At 59.0% G+C, this 20,544-nt stretch carries 22 protein-coding genes and 1 pseudogene; 6 read left to right on the forward strand and 17 right to left on the reverse strand.

The features are described 5' to 3' along the window. Positions 1-2: 2 nt before the first annotated feature. The gene (locus ABRP66_RS08030; RefSeq protein WP_284850460.1) at positions 3-3,446 is read left to right on the forward strand and encodes an arabinosyltransferase domain-containing protein; all 3,444 of its coding nucleotides are present in this window, start codon (positions 3-5) and stop codon (positions 3,444-3,446) included. Between the two features lie 38 nt (positions 3,447-3,484). On the opposite strand, the gene ABRP66_RS08035 is transcribed toward ABRP66_RS08030, so the two are convergent. Together ABRP66_RS08035 and ABRP66_RS08040 are read right to left on the reverse strand one after the other, a co-directional pair. Beyond that, positions 3,485-4,363, reverse strand: a complete 879-nt coding sequence (locus ABRP66_RS08035) for an alpha/beta hydrolase (protein WP_284851729.1) — start codon at positions 4,361-4,363, stop codon at positions 3,485-3,487. A gap of 58 nt (positions 4,364-4,421) precedes the next feature. Continuing rightward, positions 4,422-6,356, reverse strand: a complete 1,935-nt coding sequence (locus tag ABRP66_RS08040) for a M13 family metallopeptidase (RefSeq protein ID WP_284771117.1) — start codon at positions 6,354-6,356, stop codon at positions 4,422-4,424. Positions 6,357-6,398: 42 nt separating this feature from the next. On the opposite strand from ABRP66_RS08040, the gene ABRP66_RS08045 reads away from it, so the two are divergent. The 3 genes from ABRP66_RS08045 (at position 6,399) to ABRP66_RS08055 (ending at position 9,389) form a co-directional block, all read left to right on the forward strand. Then, positions 6,399-6,980: a hypothetical protein gene (locus tag ABRP66_RS08045; RefSeq protein ID WP_284771118.1), complete on the forward strand. Its 582-nt coding sequence runs from the start codon at positions 6,399-6,401 to the stop codon at positions 6,978-6,980. Beyond that, positions 6,981-7,832, forward strand: a complete 852-nt coding sequence (locus ABRP66_RS08050; protein WP_284771119.1) for a PrsW family intramembrane metalloprotease — start codon at positions 6,981-6,983, stop codon at positions 7,830-7,832. It begins immediately after the preceding gene. A gap of 225 nt (positions 7,833-8,057) precedes the next feature. Next, positions 8,058-9,389, forward strand: a complete 1,332-nt coding sequence (locus ABRP66_RS08055; RefSeq protein WP_284771120.1) for an SLC5/6 family protein — start codon at positions 8,058-8,060, stop codon at positions 9,387-9,389. Positions 9,390-9,407: 18 nt separating this feature from the next. On the opposite strand, the gene ABRP66_RS08060 is transcribed toward ABRP66_RS08055, so the two are convergent. From ABRP66_RS08060 to ABRP66_RS08110, 11 genes are all read right to left on the reverse strand, one after another. Further along, positions 9,408-10,256 (reverse strand): hypothetical protein, encoded by an 849-nt coding sequence (locus tag ABRP66_RS08060; RefSeq protein WP_349838546.1) that lies wholly within the window; start codon positions 10,254-10,256, stop codon positions 9,408-9,410. A gap of 72 nt (positions 10,257-10,328) precedes the next feature. Beyond that, positions 10,329-10,637, reverse strand: a complete 309-nt coding sequence (locus ABRP66_RS08065) for an MGMT family protein (protein ID WP_284771122.1) — start codon at positions 10,635-10,637, stop codon at positions 10,329-10,331. 20 nt (positions 10,638-10,657) lie between these two features. After that, the gene (locus tag ABRP66_RS08070) at positions 10,658-11,485 is read right to left on the reverse strand and encodes a VOC family protein (protein WP_284771123.1); all 828 of its coding nucleotides are present in this window, start codon (positions 11,483-11,485) and stop codon (positions 10,658-10,660) included. Continuing rightward, positions 11,486-11,770: an RNA-binding S4 domain-containing protein gene (locus tag ABRP66_RS08075; RefSeq protein WP_023016489.1), complete on the reverse strand. Its 285-nt coding sequence runs from the start codon at positions 11,768-11,770 to the stop codon at positions 11,486-11,488. A gap of 57 nt (positions 11,771-11,827) precedes the next feature. Further along, the gene (locus tag ABRP66_RS08080) at positions 11,828-12,157 is read right to left on the reverse strand and encodes a YbjQ family protein (protein ID WP_005276253.1); all 330 of its coding nucleotides are present in this window, start codon (positions 12,155-12,157) and stop codon (positions 11,828-11,830) included. Positions 12,158-12,166: 9 nt separating this feature from the next. After that, on the reverse strand, positions 12,167-12,814 hold the full coding sequence (locus ABRP66_RS08085; RefSeq protein WP_005276251.1) for a LysE family translocator: 648 nt from the start codon (positions 12,812-12,814) through the stop codon (positions 12,167-12,169). A 106-nt stretch (positions 12,815-12,920) separates the two neighbouring features. Beyond that, complete coding sequence (locus ABRP66_RS08090; protein ID WP_005276246.1) at positions 12,921-13,604, reverse strand: LysE family translocator; 684 nt, start codon at positions 13,602-13,604, stop codon at positions 12,921-12,923. 72 nt (positions 13,605-13,676) lie between these two features. Beyond that, positions 13,677-13,859, reverse strand: a complete 183-nt coding sequence (locus ABRP66_RS08095; protein WP_284852367.1) for an integrase core domain-containing protein — start codon at positions 13,857-13,859, stop codon at positions 13,677-13,679. Positions 13,860-13,893: 34 nt separating this feature from the next. Beyond that, positions 13,894-14,226 carry a DDE-type integrase/transposase/recombinase gene (locus ABRP66_RS08100; protein WP_349838547.1) on the reverse strand — a complete coding sequence of 111 codons (333 nt, stop codon included), beginning with the start codon at positions 14,224-14,226 and terminating at the stop codon, positions 13,894-13,896. After that, positions 14,223-14,384: a hypothetical protein gene (locus ABRP66_RS08105; protein ID WP_284637196.1), complete on the reverse strand. Its 162-nt coding sequence runs from the start codon at positions 14,382-14,384 to the stop codon at positions 14,223-14,225. Before ABRP66_RS08105 ends, ABRP66_RS08100 begins: the two co-directional genes overlap by 4 nt. 199 nt (positions 14,385-14,583) lie before the next feature. Next, positions 14,584-14,916, reverse strand: a complete 333-nt coding sequence (locus ABRP66_RS08110) for a transposase (RefSeq protein ID WP_198010394.1) — start codon at positions 14,914-14,916, stop codon at positions 14,584-14,586. Positions 14,917-14,998: 82 nt separating this feature from the next. On the opposite strand from ABRP66_RS08110, the gene ABRP66_RS08115 reads away from it, so the two are divergent. Next, complete coding sequence (locus tag ABRP66_RS08115) at positions 14,999-15,736, forward strand: NAD-dependent epimerase/dehydratase family protein (RefSeq protein ID WP_232018321.1); 738 nt, start codon at positions 14,999-15,001, stop codon at positions 15,734-15,736. 84 nt (positions 15,737-15,820) lie between these two features. Next, a pseudogene (locus ABRP66_RS08120) lies at positions 15,821-17,060 on the forward strand (IS256-like element IS3506 family transposase). A 478-nt stretch (positions 17,061-17,538) separates the two neighbouring features. Here ABRP66_RS08120 and ABRP66_RS08125 read toward each other — a convergent pair. The 4 genes from ABRP66_RS08125 to ABRP66_RS08140 form a co-directional block, all read right to left on the reverse strand. Continuing rightward, positions 17,539-19,431, reverse strand: a complete 1,893-nt coding sequence (locus ABRP66_RS08125) for a heavy metal translocating P-type ATPase (RefSeq protein WP_005280600.1) — start codon at positions 19,429-19,431, stop codon at positions 17,539-17,541. Beyond that, positions 19,428-19,787, reverse strand: coding sequence for a Cd(II)/Pb(II)-sensing metalloregulatory transcriptional regulator CmtR (gene cmtR, locus ABRP66_RS08130; RefSeq protein ID WP_023016478.1), 360 nt, complete (start codon positions 19,785-19,787; stop codon positions 19,428-19,430). The genes ABRP66_RS08125 and cmtR overlap by 4 nt, the downstream gene beginning before the upstream one ends. A 113-nt stretch (positions 19,788-19,900) precedes the next feature. Continuing rightward, positions 19,901-20,110 (reverse strand): hypothetical protein, encoded by a 210-nt coding sequence (locus ABRP66_RS11710; RefSeq protein WP_410757344.1) that lies wholly within the window; start codon positions 20,108-20,110, stop codon positions 19,901-19,903. A 253-nt stretch (positions 20,111-20,363) separates the two neighbouring features. Then, the gene (locus tag ABRP66_RS08140; RefSeq protein WP_005280591.1) at positions 20,364-20,492 is read right to left on the reverse strand and encodes a hypothetical protein; all 129 of its coding nucleotides are present in this window, start codon (positions 20,490-20,492) and stop codon (positions 20,364-20,366) included. Positions 20,493-20,544: the final 52 nt, after the last annotated feature.

Genomic DNA, 20,544 nt, shown 5'->3' on the forward strand with positions numbered 1-20,544 from the left:
CCGTGTCAGATAGCCTTAAAACGAAATCAAAAGAAGCACGCCCCTCTGGGCTAAGTGTCGCCACAGCCCCTGCCGGGCTGCGCTGGACCGCGATCATCGCCGGGTTAATTGGTTTCCTGTGTTTTATAGCCACCCCGCTATTGCCAGTGAACCAAACCCAGTCTTCCTTTGATTGGCCGCAGAATGATTCGCTGCAATCTATCAATGCACCGCTTATCTCCGTGGCGCCAGAAAACCTGGAGGCCACCATCCCCATGTCCGCGGTGGATGAGCTCCGCGATGGCCAAAACATGGTCTACAGCACCGTCCCACCCGAGTCTAAGAAGGCCTCAAACCGCGGCCTATTTGTCCGCTCCGGCGATGACGGCCTGTCTGTGGTCTCGCTCGATGAGGTCCTGCTGACCTTAAGCGCTAAAGAAGTAGCGCAGCTTTCCGATGACGCCCAGCTGCACATCTCCGCCACCGGTGACGGCACCACCGTCAGCGTCGGCAAGCACAAAAAGACCACCGAGGATGACCTGCGCCCACAGGTCACCGGTGTGTATACCGAGCTCAAAGATGATGCCAATGTGCAAAGCTTGGTCGATGACGGGTTGAATATCCACGTCGATATCAACTCGCGGTTTACTTCTTCTCCCTCTCTGATTAAGTCCATCGCGATGTGGCTCGGCGTCGCCATGGTGATTGTCTCGCTATTCTGCCTGTGGCGCATTGACCGCCTTGATGGGCAAAAGCTGCGCTTCATGCCAGAGACGTGGAAGAAGATTCGCCCCCTTGATGGCGTCGTCGCCGCAGTCTTGGGCTTCTGGTATATCTTCGGCGCCAATACCTCTGACGATGGCTTCATCTTCTCCATGAGCCGCGTCTTCGATAACGCCACCTACATGGCCAACTACTACCGGTGGTACGGCGTGCCGGAGGCGCCATTTGGCTCACCGTACTATGACCTCGTCGCACTACTTTCGCAGATTTCCGCCGCGTCAGTCTTCGTCCGCCTGCCCGGACTGATTTCGGGCCTGATTATCTGGTTCATTCTCTCGCGGGAAATGCTGCCGCGCTTTGGGGACATCGTCGATGCCCGCCGCGTCAGCCACTGGACCGCCGCACTGATGTTCCTGGCCTTCTGGCTGCCGTATAACAACGGCACCCGCCCGGAGCCAATCGTGGCTTTAGGCGTGATGGTGACGTGGGCATCCTTTGAGCGCGCCCTTGCCACCCACCGGTTGCTGCCGGCCGCCGTGGGCACCATCGCTGCCACGATTACGCTCGCCGCTGGCCCCACTGGCCTTTTTGCGGTCGGTGTATTCCTCGTGAGCCTGCCACACCTATTCCGTGCCATGGCCGCGCGCGTGCCCGCCATGGGCGGCGGCGCTACCGGTTGGCTTAGCCTGGTTGCCCCATTTTTGGCCTCCGGCACTGCCATTATCGTCGCCGCCTTTGGGGATCAAACCTTGGCCAGCGTTGCCGAATCCACCCGGGTGCGCTCGGAGGTCGGACCGTCGCTGCCGTGGTATTCCGAATACGCCCGTTATTCCACGCTCTTCCAAGAATCCGTGGATGGCTCGCTGACCCGCCGCTTCGCCGTACTCACCATGCTGTTTTGCTTGGTGCTCATCCTGGCTGCGTTTATCAAGGATCGCCGCGTTATTGGTGCCGCAGTCGGTCCCACCCAGCGCCTGCTCATCATCGTGGCGCTGTCGATGTTCTTCCTCATGTTCACCCCGACCAAGTGGACGCACCACTTTGGTATCTATGCCGGTGTTGCTGGGGTGATCGCTGCGCTGGCTGCCGTAGTGCTATCCCGGTTTGCGTTGCGCTCCCCGCGCGCCCGCACCTTTAGCATCGCCGCGGTGCTCTTTTTGCTCGCCATCTCCTTCGCGGGTTGGAATGCATGGTGGTATGTATCCTCCTTCGGCATCCCGTGGTGGGATCGCACGGTGCAGTTGAAGGGCGTTGAGGCCAACTCGATCCTGCTCGCCATCTCCTTGGTCGTTCTCGCGGTCGGCGTGGTGCAATCCTTGCGCCACAGCCATCGCAAATTGCAGGCCCAAGAGGAAGGCACGGAAAAGGAATTCAAGCAAGAAGCCGCCGCGAAGGTATCGCGCTCGGCCGGCATCATGTCCGCGCCCATCGCTGTAGCCTGCGCCATTGTGGTGGCTTTTTCGATGGCTTCTTTTGCCAAATCCACCGTCGCCCAGGCGGATTCCTACTCAGTGGGCAAGGGCAACCTTGCATCCTTGCGTGGTGATACCTGCTCGCTGGCAAATGAAACCTTGGTAGAAACCAATACCAATGACTCCTTCCTCACCCCAGTAGATGGTGACTTGGGCGATTCCTTGGTAGATAAGGATGAAACCAGCAACGGATTCGGGCCAAATAATATCCCCGAATCCATCGAGCCTGAGGATCAAGATTCTGCTTCTGTGGGTGCTATTGGAGATAGCTCCCAAGATTCCGACTCCACCAGCCAAGACGATGCCACCGCTGGTACGGATAAGGAATCCGGCGGGGATTCTTCTGATTCGCAGGAGACCCGCCGCGCTGGGAAGAAGGCTTCAGAAACCACCGATACTTCTGAAGGCGGTGTCCGCGGCACGCAGGGCGTCAATGGATCGACCATGCACCTGCCCTTCAACTTGGACTACACCACTGTGCCAGTCTTGGGCTCTTACACTGAAAGCCAAGAGTCGCTGTCCCAGGTAACCACGAAGTGGTATCACCTTCCGGAGACCACGGAAAATACCCCGGTTCTGGCTGTCAGTGCCGCAGGCAAGATTTATCACCACGATGTCAATGATGTGGAACAAGAGGGCATGGAGCTCACCTTGGAATACGGCACCATTGATGAGAATGGCAAGGTCACCGATAAGGGAGAAGAAGAGCTTTCCGATGTCGGCGCCACCCCCAAGTGGCGCAACCTGCGCCTGCCCATGGATAAATTGCCGGAAGAAGCCAATGTCGTGCGCCTAGTGGCCGAGGATGATTCCACCGATGAAGACGACTGGCTAGCCTTCACCCCGCCGCGCGTGCCGGAACTAGACACCATCAATAACCAGTTCCCTGCGGAAAAACCCGCACTCTTGGACTGGTCAGTGGCTCTGCAGTTCCCTTGCCAGCGCACCTTTGACCACTACGCCGGCGTAACCGAGATTCCGGAGTATCGCATCCTCCCAGATGCGGCGGCGCAGACCTCCCTGACGGATTTCCAATCCTTCTCTGGCGGCGGTGCTATGTCCACTGCGGAAGCGGTGAACTACTCCTACGAAATCCCGAGCTACCTCAATAACGATTGGGCCCGCGACTGGGGTGCCATTGAAAAGTACGAATTGCGTACCGATTCACAGGGCAATACCCCGGCCAAGGCAGAGATCGATTATGAGGACGTTACTCGTTCTGGACTGTGGAAAGAATCCGAGATGAAGATCCGGCCAGAGGGCGAGCAATAACGACCACCCCCTAGCTGTGCAGCCAGCCGCAGCCGGTTTTATTGCGCCAGCTCACCGCGCAAAAAATCGGCGGCGTCCTGCACGCGCTGGCGCGCCACGGCCGGGGTGGACACGCGGTGGGTGGAGACGTAATCGCGCTCTTTAGCCTGGGGGATGCGGACGCGATCGGCTATCTCATCCTCGGTCGCGGTCTGCACGAAGGTCTCAGGGAATTGCGTGGGCAGTTCATAGCCCACGCGGTAATCCTCCGGCAGGTTGGCCAGGGCGCCGAAGTCGGGGAAGGTGAGCAAGAGGGCATCGGCAGGCGCGAGTGCTGCTAACGCGCCGCCAGAAGAATATCCCCACGTGGTGACGTGGGAGGCGCCCTGCTCGCGGGCGTAATCAATGGCGCGGTCGACCGCTGTAACCATGTCTTTAACCGTATGCTCCGGCGCGAGCGGATAATCCACGTCAATGATCGTGGTGCCGGAAAGCTGCGCGGCGGCAGCAACCTCGGGGCGCCACTGCATTTCCAGTGCCTTACCATCGCCGCGCCACCAGCCGCCGGAGTGCAGCGATACCGCCCACCGGCCGGTGGGCTCGGACGGGCGGAAAATGGTGCCGACCTCGGCGGATTCTACGGTAATGCCGTCTGTAAACGCCGTGCCTGGAAGCGCGTGATTAACCCCGGTGCCCAAAACCATCATGGCGGCGTGGGTGATGCGGTCTGGCAGCAGTGCGCAATACTGGTCTGCCTCCGGCGAGCCGCCACCGGCCCAGGGCGGGCGGAAATCAGGCGTCTCATAATGGGCGTCGATATAAGAAACCAGCTGCTCTAGCTGCTCTTCTTCGCTCATCTGGCGGTCTTGCCCGCCGATGCGCCATTCTTGGCCAGGCTCTAGCGGCCGGTGGGGATCTTTATCGTGTGCATCAGTCATATCCCCGAGCCTACGCGTGTACATAACGCGCACAAGGCTGGCTCGGGGAAGAACTGATTTACCAGATGGTCACCCGGTCCTCTGGGGCCAGGTACATTGCGGAGTCTTTGTCTACGTCGAAGGCCTCGTAGAACTCAGCGATATTCGCGGCGATGAGGTTGCAGCGGAACTCCGCGGGCGAGTGCGGGTCAATGGCCAGGTACTGGGTCGCCATCTCCGGGCGGATGGCCGTACGCCAGACGCGGGCCCAGGACAAGAAGAAGCGCTGCAGGCCATTGTAGGTGTGCTCGGCCAATTCCGGCTCGGCGCCGTCAACCACAAATTCTTCTTCTTGGCCCAGCAGATCAATGCCCTTATCAGCGCAGTAGTTCTTGTAAGCCACCACGGAAATTCCCAGTCCGCCCAGGTCACCGATGTTTTCGCCCAAGGTGAACTTGCCGTTGACGCCGGCGGATTCGGTGCCAGCCTCCTTCAGCACCGTGGGGACCTGGCCATCGAATTGCTCCACCAGCTTTGCCGTAAGCGCTTCAAAGTCCGCGCGGTCTTCATCGGACCACCAGGAGTTCAGGTTGCCCTGGCCATCGAACTGCGAGCCCTGGTCATCAAAGCCATGCCCGATTTCGTGCCCGATGACAGAACCAATGGCGCCGAAGTTCTCTGCGGCATCCGCATCCGGGTTGTAGAACGGCGGGCGCAGGATGGCGGCCGGGAAGGTGATGTCATTGACCACCGGGTTATAGAAAGCATTGACGGTCTGCGGAGTGGTGACCCACTCATCGCGGTTGGCGGGTTTGCCAATCTTTGCCAGCTCATAGTCGTGGGAAAAGGCGGACCCGGCGCGGGCATTGGCAATCAGATCCGCGCCCTGGTCAGAAATCTCCAGCCCGGAGTAATCACGCCAGGTATCGGGGAAACCAATCTTGGCCTTGAACTGGGAAAGCTTTTCTAAGGCGCGCTCGCGGGTCTGCGGGGTCATCCACTCCAACTGGGAAATGCGCTCGCGGTAGGCGGCGATGAGGTAGTCCACCAGCTCATCCATCTCGCGCTTGGAGGATTCTGGGAAGTGCGCGTCTACGAACTCTTTGCCAATTTCCTCTCCTACCAGGCTTTCTGCCAGGCCCACCGCGCGCTTCCAGCGGTCGCGCTGCTGGGTGGCACCAGATAGCCGGGTGCCGTAGAACTCGAAGTTCTTGGCGCCTACTTCTTCCGGCAAAAGGGCCGCGCGGGAGCGCAGAATGTGCCAGGTGGCCCACAGCTGCCAATCGGCCATGCGGTCAGCGGTAAAGAGCTTTTCCAAGTGCTCCAGGTAGGACGGCATCATATTCACCACGCGGTGCTCCGGCAGCTTTCCACCAGCGAGCAAGGCTTGGGTGATGGAAGGCAGCTCAGAAAATTCGCACGGGTTATTGGTCTTTACCGCATCGCGGGTAGAAACCACATCCCAGTGACCCGCCGCCAGTTCCTTTTCCAGGCCCACGATGCGCTCGGCGGCTACCTCGGTGCCGAGGCCAAATAGGCGGGTGGGCTCGATAAAGCCCAGCATCTCCGCCACGTGCTTCTCGTAGGCGGCCAGCGTTTCTGCGTGCGCTTCTTCGCGGTAATAGGCCTCATCCGGCAGGCCTAGCCCGGATTGCACGATATAGGCAACGGCCTCTTCCGAGCCCGAGTCTTTTTCCACCCAGAACGTCGCCGGCGCCCCCACGCCCTCGCGCTCGAGCTCGCCCAAGCGGTGCGCCAATTCCGTGGGATCGGCCGCACTCAGGCGGTCAAGGTCCGCATCCAGCGGGGCCATGCCGGCATTGTTGACGCCCGCGGTATCCATGAAGGATGCATACAGCTTGCCGGGGCGACCATCGTTGTCTTTAACGATGTCATGAACTAGTTCTTCTGCTTCATCGCGCAGGGCGTGGAAGGTGCCATCCACACCGCGGTCATCTGGGACAACGTGATTTTCTACCCAAGGTCCGTTGACTAATTGATAAAGATCTTTCATGGTTGCCACTGTAGGCCAAACCTTCCAGTTAAGGTATGGACTATGGAAAAATTCCGCTTTCCACCAGCCCGGCCGCGCGTCCTATTTATCGCTGTCCTTGCCTTTGTGACGTTGGTCCTCGCCTTGCCCGCCATCGTCCACGCGGTGCTACCGCCACACCACGCCGATGTGGAGCAGGTAACCCTGTCTGATCCCAGCCAGGACTGGGATATTACCGTGTCCGATCTGTACTGCGAGCGCGACTATACTTCGCTGGCTAGCGTTGGCTGGACCTGCGGTGACGCCTCCGTGCAGGCGGTCATCGTGGAAGATACTGACGACGACGAGCACACCCTGCGCCGTATGGTCCGAGCCTATGGCATGGCTCCGGGCCTTCCCGAGGGCGAGGTCTATGAAGGAAAAGATGGTGCCCTCGCGCTTGCCGATGCCCCCTCCTCCACCGCCGCCATCTCCATCAACGGCACCGGTGCGGACGAGAATAAGGACTGGGTGGTCACCGTCACCGGAGATTCCGCGGCAACGCGCACGACCACTGAACGCATCTGGAAAGCCTTTGGGCAAGAGGAACTACCAGAAGAATTCACTGCTGATATCGCGGAGTTTTCTGGAAAGGCCTTGGTATAAATGTCTAAACTTTTTCGCACCGCGCTGTGGATTTTCTCCGGCCTGGGACTTATCGGGTTTATCTCCCAGACGGTCATCACCCTATTGATCTCACCGCTGATGGGCATTATCAGCATCCTCATCGCAGCGGTTCTTGTGGCAATTGTCATCGCGGTATTGCAGCTGAGCCCCATGTGGGCGCGCCCGGCGCGCGTATGGGCACCACTTGCCTTTTTATGGGGTTCTGGCATGGCCATTAGCTTGGCGGCTATAAGCTCCACACCGGTCATGCAGCTCGCCATCAATTCCGGGTGGGTCGATTCCTTCATGTCATGGAGCGGTGCCTATCCTGAAGAGATTTCCAAGGCCGCAGGTGTTTTATTCGTCCTGATGTCCTTCCGCCAACTCAACCGCCCCTGGCACGGGTGGATGGTCGGCGCCGTCGTTGGCCTAGGCTTTGAAGCCAATGAAAACATCCTCTACGGCTCCATGGGCGCTACCACTCACCCGGATAGCGATTTCGTTGGGCTCGTACAGATGTGGGGCCTGCGCCTTATCGCTGGCCCTGGCCTGCACGTCTTGCTCACGGCCCTAGCCGGTTGGGGCATCGGCTGGGCTCTCTACGCTGCGGCCAAGCCGCTCTGGTGGCGCATCGGCGTGGCTCTCGGCTGCCTCGCGGTATCCTTTCTCCTGCACTTTGGCTGGAATTACCTGCACGATTCCGATACCGCGGCCGTCATCCAAGCCCTTTCCGTGGCAATCATCTTGTACCCGCTGAGCATCTGGCTCATACTGCGCGGCAATAAATACGCCAACAACGATGACAGCTATAGCCACAGCACTGCGGAGGACGCGCTAGTCTTCACGCGCTAATGCCCAGCGTGCTTGTTCTCCCAAAATTGTCCAAAACAACCGCATTCCGCAAAAATTTCTCCCGATTTTCGGTGAAACGCGGTTGCTTTGGACGCCTAAGCCTTCTGGAACCCACCCCAGTCGCATAAATATGTGGTTTAAAGCACATGTTGGTAGTGGGCTTCGCTACACTTTCTACAAGGCGCTTTTGCCACTAATCCTCCATTTTAAGGACTGAGGACCTTCATGAATGCCCCAACCCACGAGTCCCGCACGGATGACAGCACGGAAAGTACCAAGGGGGCAGCTCCAACAAATTCCGCAGAGGAAGTCAACCGGCAAAAGGCGGTGGGCTCCACCCTTTCTTGGGTCATCGCGCTTTTTGGCACCGGTGTTGGTGCCGGCATCCTCTTCTTGCCGCTCAACGCAGGCGCCTTCGGATTTTGGCCGCTCATCTTTGCCACCGTATTCATCTTCCCGTTGGTGTATTTTTCCCACCGGACCTACGCCCGCATAGTCAGCGGCGCGCCACAAGAACAACACGGTAAAGATGTCCTGGAGCTGGTGCGCTACTACCTTGGCCGCAATAGTGGCCTTTTCATCGCCGTCTTGTATTGGCTAGCCATCGTGCCGACGGTGCTCATTTACGGCATCAGCATTACCAATGTGGTCGATAGCTTCATCGTCAACCAGCTCGGCGGACCGAGCATCAATCGGTGGATATTGTCCATTGCCTGCGTGGGCGTTATGACGGGCCTTTTTGCCATCGGCCGCCGCCCCATGCTGTGGCTGGCCCAGATGCTGGTCTACCCGCTCATCGTCGCCCTAGCGGCGACCTCCATTTATTTGATCCCCAAGTGGGATTTCGAAAGCTTCCTCAACGTTGAATACGAAGGCGGCCTGTGGGGAATCCTTAAGGGCATCCTGCTTATCCTGCCGGTGCTGGTCTTTTCCTTTTCCCACATGGCCGCGCTATCGCAGTTCTCCGTCGACGTGCAGCCGGCCTACGGCAAGAAGACGGAGAAGTTCGTCTCCCGCGTAGAGCTCTATACCGCTGCAATGCTCGTGGTATTTACCATGTTCTTCGTCTGGTCCTGCGTTCTCGCACTTGGCGCGGACGGGATGAAGGAGGCGGTCGATCAAAACATCCCGGTGCTGTCTTATTTCGCCAACGTCACGGGCACGCCATTCATTGGTTATATGGCACCGCTTATTACCATGTGTGCAATCATTTCTTCCTACTTTGGACACATGCTTGGTTCCGAGGAAGGTACAGAATATCTACTGCGCATTGCCGTGCCCCGCATGGCCAATAAGCTCTCGCGCCGCGCACTGCTCAACACCATCTATGTCATCGTATTCGTGGCAACGACGCTCGTCGCCGTCTTCAACCCCTCCATCATGGACATGATTTCGGTGGTTGGCGGCATCTTCGTGGCATTCTTGGTCTATCTGGTGCCGGTCTACATGTTTAAAAAGGTCGATGACTATTCCCAGTTCAAAAACGACATCTGGAATTACTTCGTCTTCGGCATGGGACTTGTCATCATGGCCGTGACTGTCTGGAACCTGATCTAAAAACCAGTCCCTCGGCGCTTATTGGCACACCCGAACTTGGCTTACCTGTGCTAGGGCTTGATTAACGTTTGCGCACGCTTGGCGCTCAAGGTCGGCCGCGGTGCGGGTGGCATCGCGAAGCGCCTGCTGCGCAGGTCCTTGCAGGTTGAGGTCGTTTTCAATGCGCGCGCCGATGGTTTCACTGGATCCGCCGACTGGGGCATTGTTGACACCGCGCATGACATCCGCGGTATGGGTCTGCGCATCGCCGTACGTGTTGGCGGCTACGGTAAACCCATGCCCAGTAGATACGGAGGCGTGGATGGTGCGATCATCAGACCAGCCGAATTTGGTGCCCCATACTCCGGGAATGTGATCGGTGCCGAAATCCTGTCGGTACCCATCCGCAGCAACGGGAGCTGCGGTAGCCATTCCCGCGAAAATGGGCGCCGCGATGGGATCGTGCTGGATCTCAGCAGTAAACCGCGCGACATCTTCGGTTGAGGTCTGCGTGGTTCCCCAGTAGCCGGTGTAGTGAGTCTCACTCAGCCCAAATTCCTGGATGATGCTGGGAATGGCCTGCGGGTAACGTCGGTCCAAGTCGCTGGCCACGTTATCGTCACTGTAGCGAATCATATGCTCCACTTTGGCCTTATCGGCGGCAGAACCATACTTGAGCACCCAATATCCCAGGTAGAGCTTGCTCAAGGACAGCGCCGGGCGGGACTCGTGGCTATTGGCGGTAGAGACGGTAGCGCCAGAATCGTGCCTAACGGTGATTTGCGTACGATCAGGCACGGAATGGGGATCAAGGCTGACCGCTTGGGCAGCAGGAATGGTCACGAAGGAAAGTGCGGTAACGAGAGAACTTATTGCCAGCTTTTTCATAACGCATATAGCGTAGCCGGGGTTCTACATCGTCGCAGGCTATAAGTGCAAAAAGTTCCCTTATTGTACTATCTATTGCAGCAATACTTCTAGGTCCCGCGCGTCCATGCCGTGCTTATGCATGGCGACGCGCCCGTGGGAATGCTCGATGCCCTCACGGTCCCAGTATTCTTCCGCGCGAACGGGATCGTGGGAGGCACCATTGGCGCGGACCACGCGCCACCAGGCGGCGTTACCTCCATGCCTATTCATGACGGTGCCGACGTTGCGGGCCCCGCACCCAGCGAGTTTTGCCACCTCCCCGTAGGAGGACACATTCCCGGGCGGGATAGCGGCCACGATGGCTAGCACGCGCTGTGCCAAATCAGAGGAGTCTGACATAAACGCCTCTCTCCCCGCGTTTAGTCCCTGGTGGGGTTGAGCACGTCATCGGATTCGGTGGGTTCATCCTCGGGCGCATCTTCTACCTCAGTCAGGGTGATGGTGGCCCCGGTGGAATCCGCGAGCAAGCACATGCGGCCAAAGGGGGAATCCCATGGTTCACGGATGATTTCACCGCCGAGCTCTACCGCTTTCTCGGCGGCGGCATCGATATCGCGCACCCCTAGGTAGGTCTGCCAGAAGCTCGGCACCTGGGGCGGGAACTGGCCTTCGGCATTCCACAGGCCCGCGAACGGGGCGCCGTCTTCTTCCGCGGTGGCGTAAATGAAATTCTCGTCCTCGGACTCCATGGCGCGAATCTCCCAGTTAAAAAGCTCGCCATAAAAGTCCATGGCCTGCTGGAATCGCGTCGTAGCGGTCAGCTCGTGCCATACCGGGGTGCCGGGTTCGCCACCGGCAACGAAGTGCTCCGGGCCGGAAGGCTGGATGAGGCCGAACATGCCACCGGCGGCATCGGCAAGCAGGGCCATGTGGCCCAGCTGCACGGGCTGGGGCGAGGCCAAGATGCGCCCGCCGAGGTTCTCCGTGCGCTGGCAATCGCCGTCGATGTCCTTGGAGAGGAAATAGGTCACCCAGGTATCCGGCATGGGGGCTTCCTCCGGCTGCGGGATGAGGCCGGCGATGGGAAGGCCTTGCAGGCGCGCCATCTGATAGGGGTTGTCCTCCTGGGTCTCGGCCGAGATTTCCCAGCCCAAGACCTGCTCATAAAAGTGGGCGGACTTGCGCGGATCCGAGGTGGTCAGATCGATCCAGTAGGGCATACCTACTTCGGCTTCAAATGCGGGCATTTATAGATTCCTCCACTTTTCCGGATCAAAGTCATCATCTGCGGTGGCTTCATCAAAATAGTCATCGTCATCGTCAGGCTCGCCTACGCGCGCGCAGGTGCCTTCGATGCACACCTCATCGCCAATCTGCAGCGTGGCGCCGCGGCGGGTCTCGGTGTCACCGTTGACCGTGACCGCGCCTTCTGCGATAAGTTCCTTGGCTTCACCACCGGTGCCGACCAAGCTGGCCAGTTTAATAAACTGGCCCAATTTGATGGACTCGCCAGAAATTGCAACCTCAAGCATGCCGCCCAGCTTACCCAGAGCCCGTTGCCGCGCGGCTATGGGTGGGGGTGGACAGGCTTAGTCACGCGCGCGCAGGGAGACCGCCGTGCCCGTGGCGGTGACCAACAGCATGTCATTATTGGTGCCCATTGGGGAATAGTCGAAGGCGATGCCCACCACGCCATCAGCGCCCAATTCCTGGCCGCGGCGCCACAATTCATCCAGCGCCGCCTCGCGGGCCTTGATGGCTTCGCTTTCATAGCCAGAGGCGCGACCACCGGTGATATTGCGTATCGATGCCCCAAAGTCTTTGAGCATATTGATGCCGGTAACAGTCTCACCAGCGATGATGCGCAGGTATTTGGTGATTTCATAACCGTCGACGGTATTTGTGGTAGTAAAAATCATAACTTCAGGCTACATCGCAATAAGCCCGCGGATGCCTTCAAAGAGGATAACCACGCCGAGGAGCAGGAAGACGATGCCACTGACGATGTCCACCCACGCCGAGTTCTTGGCCATCCACTTCGATACCGCGCGCGTGCTCAAGCCGACGCCGACGAAGAGCACCAAGCTTTCCAGTACCAGTACCGCGGCGACGACGACGTTTCCGCCCACGCCCATTCCTGGGTCGATGAAATTGGCAAAGATGGCGCCGAAGAAGATGACCACCTTGGGGTTGGAAAGATCGCAGACCAACCCCATGCGGTAGGCCGTCTTTGCCTTGATGATGCCGTCCGGGGTGAATCCGCGCGGTTGGGGTGCCTGCTTTTCCGTGCCCACGACGGTGGCGGGTGCGCGCCGTTCCCGCAGGCCGGAGGAAATCGCGCTATAGGCCATCCACAGCAGATAGCTGCCGCCTAGGACCTGCAGGAGCACCAGGATGCCCTCATGCGTAGAGATCAATGCCGAAAGCCCGGCGAGCGACGCGATGGTCCAGAGGGCAAGGCCTGTCGTGCTGCCAATGGCCACCCACACCGCCGCGCGGGTGGACCGCGCACCCAGGCGGATAATCTGCACTACATCCGGCCCCGGCGAAGCCATGGCCGCGAACCATACGCCCATCAGGGTCACAAGGGCACCTATAGCCACCTAACACCTCCACATTCGTATGCATTTTTACTAACGCATTCAACTGTAGGAAGTGTCTCACCTGCAGCGAAACAGGTAACTACTGTGACTTCAGCAGCGCGGTGGCGCCCTCCCCGGCCATCACCACACCGAGCAGGCCAAAGACGAGGCCTGAGACCATATCGATGCCGGCGGAATACCGCGCCGTCCACCGCGCGGCCGCGCGCACGAGCAGCGCAAAGGCGGAAAACCACGCGAAGGACATGGCCGCGAGGATTAACGCCACCGCGATAGTCCACCCCACGGACATATCCGGGCGGATGAATTGGGCGAATACCGCACCGAAAAATACAAGAGCCTTGGGGTTCGACAGGTTAGTCACCAGCCCCAGCTTGAAGGCCCGCCAGTTGGTCATGTCTTCGACGTCGGCATCGCCAGCCGCCCGCGCCTGGTCCGCATAGTCTTCCGTGTCCACCTCGCGGGCGGGTGCGCGCCGCGCGGCTAACCCACTGCGCAGGGACGATACGCCCATGTACAGCAAGAAAAGCCCACCGAGCAATTGCAAGATGCTCAGCACGCCCGGCCGCGCCGTAATTAGCGCCGATAACCCGGCCAGGGAGGCGACAATCCAAAAGACCGTCCCGCTAAATACCCCCACCGCGCACAATAGCCCGGCGCGCGTGGATCGTGGGGCCACGCGGATGACCTGCACGATATCCGGGCCCGGAGACACCAAAGCCGCGAGCCAAATCCCCATCAGGGTAAGAAGTGAGGAAATGGTCATGAACTAGATCCTTGTACCAGATAGAGGTTTCAGTCTGTAAATAATAGTAGTGAAGTGTCCCGAGTTTTGTTCCTAGGCATTTGCCTTGATTTCTATTATTCCCTGTTGCGGGTTTTTCTTCCACAATTCGGTTTCCGCCTCGGCCGGGGTTCGATATCCCAGGCTTTGGTGGAGCCTTACCTCGTTCCACCATGACACCCACTCGAATGTCGCGATTTCTACCTCGACAACGTCATTCCACCTGCGAGTATGGATGAGCTCGTTCTTGTAAGAGCCGTTACGTTTTCAGCTAGAGCATTGTCGTAGGAGTCACCGACAGTCCCAGTAGAAGCGACAATCCCGTGCTGGGCAAGTCGCTGGTTGTAGACAACGCTGACGTACTATAAGCCGTGATCCGAATGGTGAATAAGACCTGTTGTTTCCCTCGCACACTTGGGTCGCTTGGTTGAGTGCTTGCAGCGGTAATGCCTGAAGTGCGCATCGAGTCCGATAATGCCCATCCGACGATCCGTCGGGAGTAAACGTCAGTGACAAACGCGGTGTACACAAAGCCTTTCTTCGTACGCACGTAGGTAATGTCGGCCACCCACAGCTTGTTTAAGGCCCTGGGCTTTGAACTCACGCTCGACCAAATCCGGGCGCAGATCCGGCACGTTGAGGTGTACGGGTTGTGATTGGTGATCCGCCTTTGCCTTTGCCAGAAACACCAGCCAGGCGCATCAGCCGGGCGGTTTGTTCGCGACCGATATCGATTCCGTCACGGTGAAGTGCATGCCACATTTTCCGCACGCTTAAGACACCGTCATTATCCCGATGAACAGCACTAATGCGTTCAACTAGAACAACCGTCACGAAGGCGACGAGCACTTAGCCCTCGGGCTTTGGACTGGCGATAACCACGCGCGGTGATGAACCCACCAGCCCGGCTATTCTTTTAACGCCAGTGCAGATGAACTCGACAGAGAAATGATTGCGGTATTTATCGATGAACCGGATCATAACCGAGGCTTGGGGCCTGGTCGTGAGGCGAAAAAGCTGACGCAGCCTTCAGCAACTCATTGGTATCTCGAAGCTGGTGATTTTCACGGCGTAGCCTGGCATTTTCGGCAGCCAAATCTTCAGGCACAGGTTCTGGGGTGTTTCCCGCACGACGAGCAGACTTAAGTCCATAGACGAGCCGTGTGCCATGAAACCCCAACTTTGCAGCTACTGCCTGGCACGCGGGGCGCATCGACATGTTTTCCGCCAAGATACGATCCTCTACAAGACGGACCACACGGTCCTTCGCATCTTGGTCAAATTTTCTTGGCATATTCCAGATTTTCCCATCTACTCAAACGGAACAAAACCTGGGACACTTCACGTGTGAGAAGGTTTCGTGCACAACTAGTGACATGAACTTTTTATTGCTCGGTGGTACCGGTTTCCTTGGAGGACACATAGCGACTGCAGCAGTCGAGCGAGGACATGAAGTTACTTGCCTTGCAAGGGGTAACGGGAAGGTTCCCAACGGAACTGACTTTGTGAGTTCGGACCGTGACCGTGACGGTGCGTACGATGAGGTTGCGGGGAAAACGTGGGACACCATTGTGGATCTGACGAGTCAGCCGAAGCATGCGCGGGATGCGGCGGCGAAACTCGAGGCCAAGCATCGTATATTTGTGTCCTCGAGCAGCGTATATGAGGATCAGGGAAGTATTTCTTCTGAGTCTGATTCCGTAGTCGCTCCGCTTGAAATTGACTACATGAAGAACATGGGGCAGTACCCAGCCGCAAAGTCTGCTTGCGAAACGATTTATCGCAGCACAAATCGGTCGGTAATGGTAGTTCGATCCGGTCTGATCGCCGGCTACGGCGACGAAACAGGGCGCAGTGGTTACTATCCGTGGCGCTTCGCGCATCCCACGGGTGAGAACGTGATCGTCCCAGACCCGGCGTTTCCCGTCGCTATGATTGATGTGAAAGACCTTGCAGGCTGGATAGTTGAGTCTGCAGAAGTTGGGACTTTCGGAACCTTTAACGCTACGGGGTTTGCTACTTCCTTGTCCGATGTGTTCAAGATTTCGCGTGAGTTAACCGCATCGGAGGCTACGGAACGGTTACGTCCACTAGTGTGGTGTAACGCTTGCTGATGGTGGGCCCCGGAAAGTAGTGGGCGGCCACCGCCAGTTAACCTTTCGACTCAACTACCACATCTCACCGAAAGGCCTATGACGATGACCGCTGCACCGCATTCTATCGACCCGACAGCCTATCTGGATGATCTGCTCGCCCAAGCATCTCCGGATTTGATGCGCCAGATGCTGCAAGGGTTTATCAACCAGATCCTCTCCGCCCAGGCTGACACCGTCTGCGGCGCCGAATACGGAGTTGTCTCCACCGAGCGGGTCAACCACCGCAACGGGTATCGCCACCGCGACCTTGACACCCGTGTCGGCACGATCGACGTGGCGGTGCCGAAACTGCGCCACGGTGCGTTCTTCCCAGACTGGCTGTTAGAGCGCCGTACGCGTACAGAACGGGCCTTATCGACTGTGATCGCCACGTGCTACCTCAAAGGGGTTTCCACCCGCAGGATGAATGATCTGGTGGCAACACTTGGGATTTCCAGCATGTCGAAATCGCAAGTCTCACGCATGTCAGAAGAACTTGACGACATGGTCGCAGACTTCAAAAATCGCCCACTAGACCCCGGCGGGTACGCCTTTGTGTCGTGCGACGCGCTCACGATCAAAGTCCGTGAAGGCGGCCGGGTGGTCAAATGTTCAGTGCTGCTTGCCACCGGAGTCAACGCCGACGGGTACCGCGAAATGCTCGGCATGCACGTCGCCACCGCGGAATCCAACGCGTCGTGGAAAGGCTTCTTCCAGGACTTAAAAGCCCGCGGACTTACCGGGGTATTCCTTATCACCAGTGATGCCCACGAAGGCATCCAGCACGCCATTTCCGAAGTGCTGCCCAATGCGTCGTGGCAGCGGTGCCGCACCCATTTCGCGAAGAACCTCTACGAAAAGGTCCCGAAAACACAGGTGGCCGATGGTCTCTGCGATGTTCCAGACGATCTTCCAGCAACCTGACGCCACATCCACCTGGGCACAAGCCCGCGAAGTCGTCGACCTGCTGGAGCCGAAATTCCCTCACGTCGCGGCGTATTTGGAGGAATCACTCGATGAAGTACTGGCGTTTACCGCAGCTCCGAAACCAGTCTGGACGAAGGTGTGGTCAAACAACCCCACAGAACGGTTAAACCGAGAGATCCGCCGGCGCACCGACGTCGTCGGCATCTTCCCAAACCGTGAATCCATCATCCGGCTTGTCGGTGCGGTCCTAGCCGAGCAACACGACGATTGGATCCAACAAAAACGCTACATGTCACTGACCGCACTCGAACACACCAAACACCTCATGCACCACCCAGAAGAACATCGTGACGACCACCACCAGCTAACCGCCTAACCAAACCCCGAACTTCATATCGAGCCGAAAGCACAAACGGCTACACCACTACACGGGACTTGACTCAACGCTGATGAGGGTGGGGTCTTTTGTCAAACACACTGCCCAGGTAGTCGCGGGCTGTGTCGATGAGACTCGGCAGCACTCTGAATAGATGTCCGTGGCATCAAGGCCGCTGAACTATTCAAGTTGCGGGACGAAAAGAGTCTCGCAGTGACGCTTGGTCCCTGAGCAAGTTCGATCCTTCCACGATCTGCACTGGAGACGCCGAGCGCTCGGGGGCCCTTGACCGGCTGGGGCACGTGCCGGGTGGTGGCTCGCCCACAGCCCCCGTGCCCACACGCACCGAGAACGGACAGGCTACCGGGTACGATCCCAATTCCACGGAGACGGACCGTGAACTCGAATGACGTTCCTGGCCCAAGGTGTGTCCGCTCGGCGTGTGGTTTAACCCTTATGAGACTTGCCGGTCACAGCCTCAGCGCTTCGCTTGCGCAGCCCGCAGGCCGTTCAAGATCACGATCACTTCGGCGACCTCGTGAACCAACACGACGGCGGCCAGGCCCAGCACGCCGCTGATCGCCAGTGGCATCAACACGATGATGATGGCCAGAGACAGCACGATGTTCTGGTTGATGATCCTGCTTCCTCGGCGGGCGTGCTGCAGCGCCTTCGGGATTAGCCGGAGGTCGTGGCCGGTGAAGGCGACGTCAGCGGACTCGATCGCGGCGTCAGAGCCGGTCGCTCCCATCGCTATGCCCACCGTCGCACCCGCCAGTGCCGGCGCGTCGTTGATGCCGTCGCCGATCATCGCCGTCGGCGTCTTGGAGGAGAATTCGGCGACGATGCTTGCCTTGTCCTCAGGGCGCAGCTCGGCGCGCACGTCGTCGATTCCGGCGATTCCAGCCAGCGCCCGGGCGGTGCGAGAGTTGTCGCCGGTGAGCATGCTTACTTCCACGTCGTTGGCGTGCAGGGCCTGCACGGCTTCGGGCACCTCGGGCCGCAACTCGTCACGGACCCCGATCGCCCCGGCGAGAGCGTCATCGACGGTGACCAGGACGCAGGTCTGGCCCTCGGACTCCATGCGCTCAACGTCTGCTTTCAGTGGCCCGGCGTCGATCCATCGGGGGCTGCCCACCAGCACCCGTCGGCCTTCGACGGTGCCGCCGATGCCATGCCCAGCTTCCTCGCTGATGTCCGAGGCGGTGGGCGCTTCGGGCCCCGCTGCCGCGATCGCCGCAGCGAGGGGGTGTGTCGATTGCTGCTCAACTGCTGCCGCGAAGGAAAGCACCTGCGGCCGATCGAATCCGTCTGCCGGGACCACTCCGGTAACCTCAGGCTGATTGCGGGTAAGGGTTCCGGTTTTGTCCACTGCCAGGTGACGGATGCCGCCGAGTCGCTCGAACGCCGCGCCGGACTTGATAACCACTCCGAACTGGCTGGCCGCGCCGATCGCGGCCACGACCGTCAGCGGCACGGAGATTGCCAGCGCGCACGGCGACGCTGCGACCAGGACTACCAGCGCACGGGTGATCCACGTCTCAGGGTCGCCCAGCAGCGAGCCGATAACGCCGACCAGCACCGCCAGGATCATCACCCCGGGCACTAGGGGTTGGGCAATCCGGTCGGCGATCCGGGCGCGGTCGCCCTTTTCCGCCTGCGCTTGCTCGACTAGGTCCACGAGTGTGGTCAGCGAGTTGTCCGTTCCAGCTGCGGTCGTCTCGACCTCCAGCACCCCGGCGGAGTTGATCGCTCCCGCAGGCACTTCGTCGCCGGGCGCAACCTCCTCCGGAATGGATTCTCCGGTGATCGCTGAGGTGTCAAGGCTGGAGCGCCCGGACCGAATGATGCCGTCCGTGGCGATCCGCTCCCCGGGGCGCACGAGCATTAGCTCGCCAACCTCGAGGTCCTTCGCTACGACCTCGGCCGCTGTGCCGTCGCGCAGCACCGTCGCGGTCTGCGGTACCAGCTTCAACAGCGCCCGCAGTCCGCCTTGGGCCCGGTCCATCGCCTTGTCTTCCAGTGCCTCGGCGATCGAGTACAGGAACGCTAGCGCCGCGGCCTCTCCGACGAATCCGAGGATCACCGCACCGACCGCGCTGATCGTCATTAGCAAGCCAATGCCGAGCTTGCGCTTCATGACAAGGTTCCGGATCGCTCCAGGCGCGAACGTGTAAGCGCCCAACAGCAGCCCAACCCAATACAGTACCGTCGCGGGCGTCTCCAAGTCGGACCAGTCCAGCGCCAGTCCTGTTATGAGGGCTACGCCGGAGAAGATCGGCAGCAGTAGCTCAGGGTCCTTCCACCATGGCCGATCGAGCTCGTCGATCTCCGTGGCGGGTTCGTGTTCGCATCCACATGCTGAACTCATACGTCCGCTCCTTTCTCGCCGCAGCCGGGCACCGAGCACTCAGTGTCGATGCAGGGGGCATTCTCGTCGACGGCCAGTGTCGCGTTGACTAGCGCTTCGAGCGCTGCCGCGAGGTGCGGATCGGCGATTTCGTAGCGGGTTTTACGGCCCTCCGGCTCAGCGACGACAATGCCACAATCGCGCAGGCAAGACAGGTGGTTCGAAACGTTCGAGCGGGTCAGATCCAAGCTTTGCGAGAGCACAGCCGGGTAGCTCGGACCGTCTAGTAGGGTTATCAGGATTCGGGAGCGCGTCGGATCAGCCATGGCCCGGCCGAGCCGGTTCATGACGTCGAGGCGCGAAGCAATAGTCAGCATATGCTGAACTATACAGTGTTCGGTGAACTATTTAAAATGGGCTGAACTAACAGTCACGCGAAAGTCCTGCGACCTGCAAGAATTAGTCGATGGGATAGGCGATGACTGGTCCTTCACGGTTCGGCTGCCAACAACGAGGGGGCGACGTGGGCGGCGAAATTCTCCAGAATCTTCACGTGAATGTCCACACCCACCCCTGTGGGGATGGTGATGAACAGGGTGTCGGCGGACATGACGGCGGCGTAGGTGCGGCCAGCGACACTGACACCAGGTTCTCCCTCAAGGGCTAGACACTCACGGGCATTGCGTACGGGTCGAACCACACGTAGCGAAGCTTTCTAATAGCCAAATGACTAACTCTTTTCGCTGGTATCCGGGAATGATACTTCCTTGAAGTCGGCGGTGTTGGCTACCCCACGTACGAAGTACTGGAACTGCTGCTTGGAAACCACTTAGGTCTACGAAGCCATAGCCTTCAAGCTACATCGCAGGAAAATTCCATTTCACGGTCGGTATGGGCCTTTTGCAGTTGGTTAATTCGAAATTCGTTCACCATCTCCTTAGCCACCCGCACGATTAACGCGGTGTTTCGCCATCTTCGCGCGCGGCGAGCAGCTCCTTCAGGTGCGTATCGATGTCATCGAGCTTCTTAATAACGGCAACGGCGAAAACGATACTAATGACTACAGCGATAATGCTGAGCATCACTGACCTCCTTTACTCTGGCGCTTCATTCCAGCTTCATTCCATTGGGGCC

Origin of the sequence: Corynebacterium sp. KPL2680 (assembly GCF_040225675.1) — a bacterium.
GTDB lineage: Bacteria > Actinomycetota > Actinomycetes > Mycobacteriales > Mycobacteriaceae > Corynebacterium > Corynebacterium rhinophilum.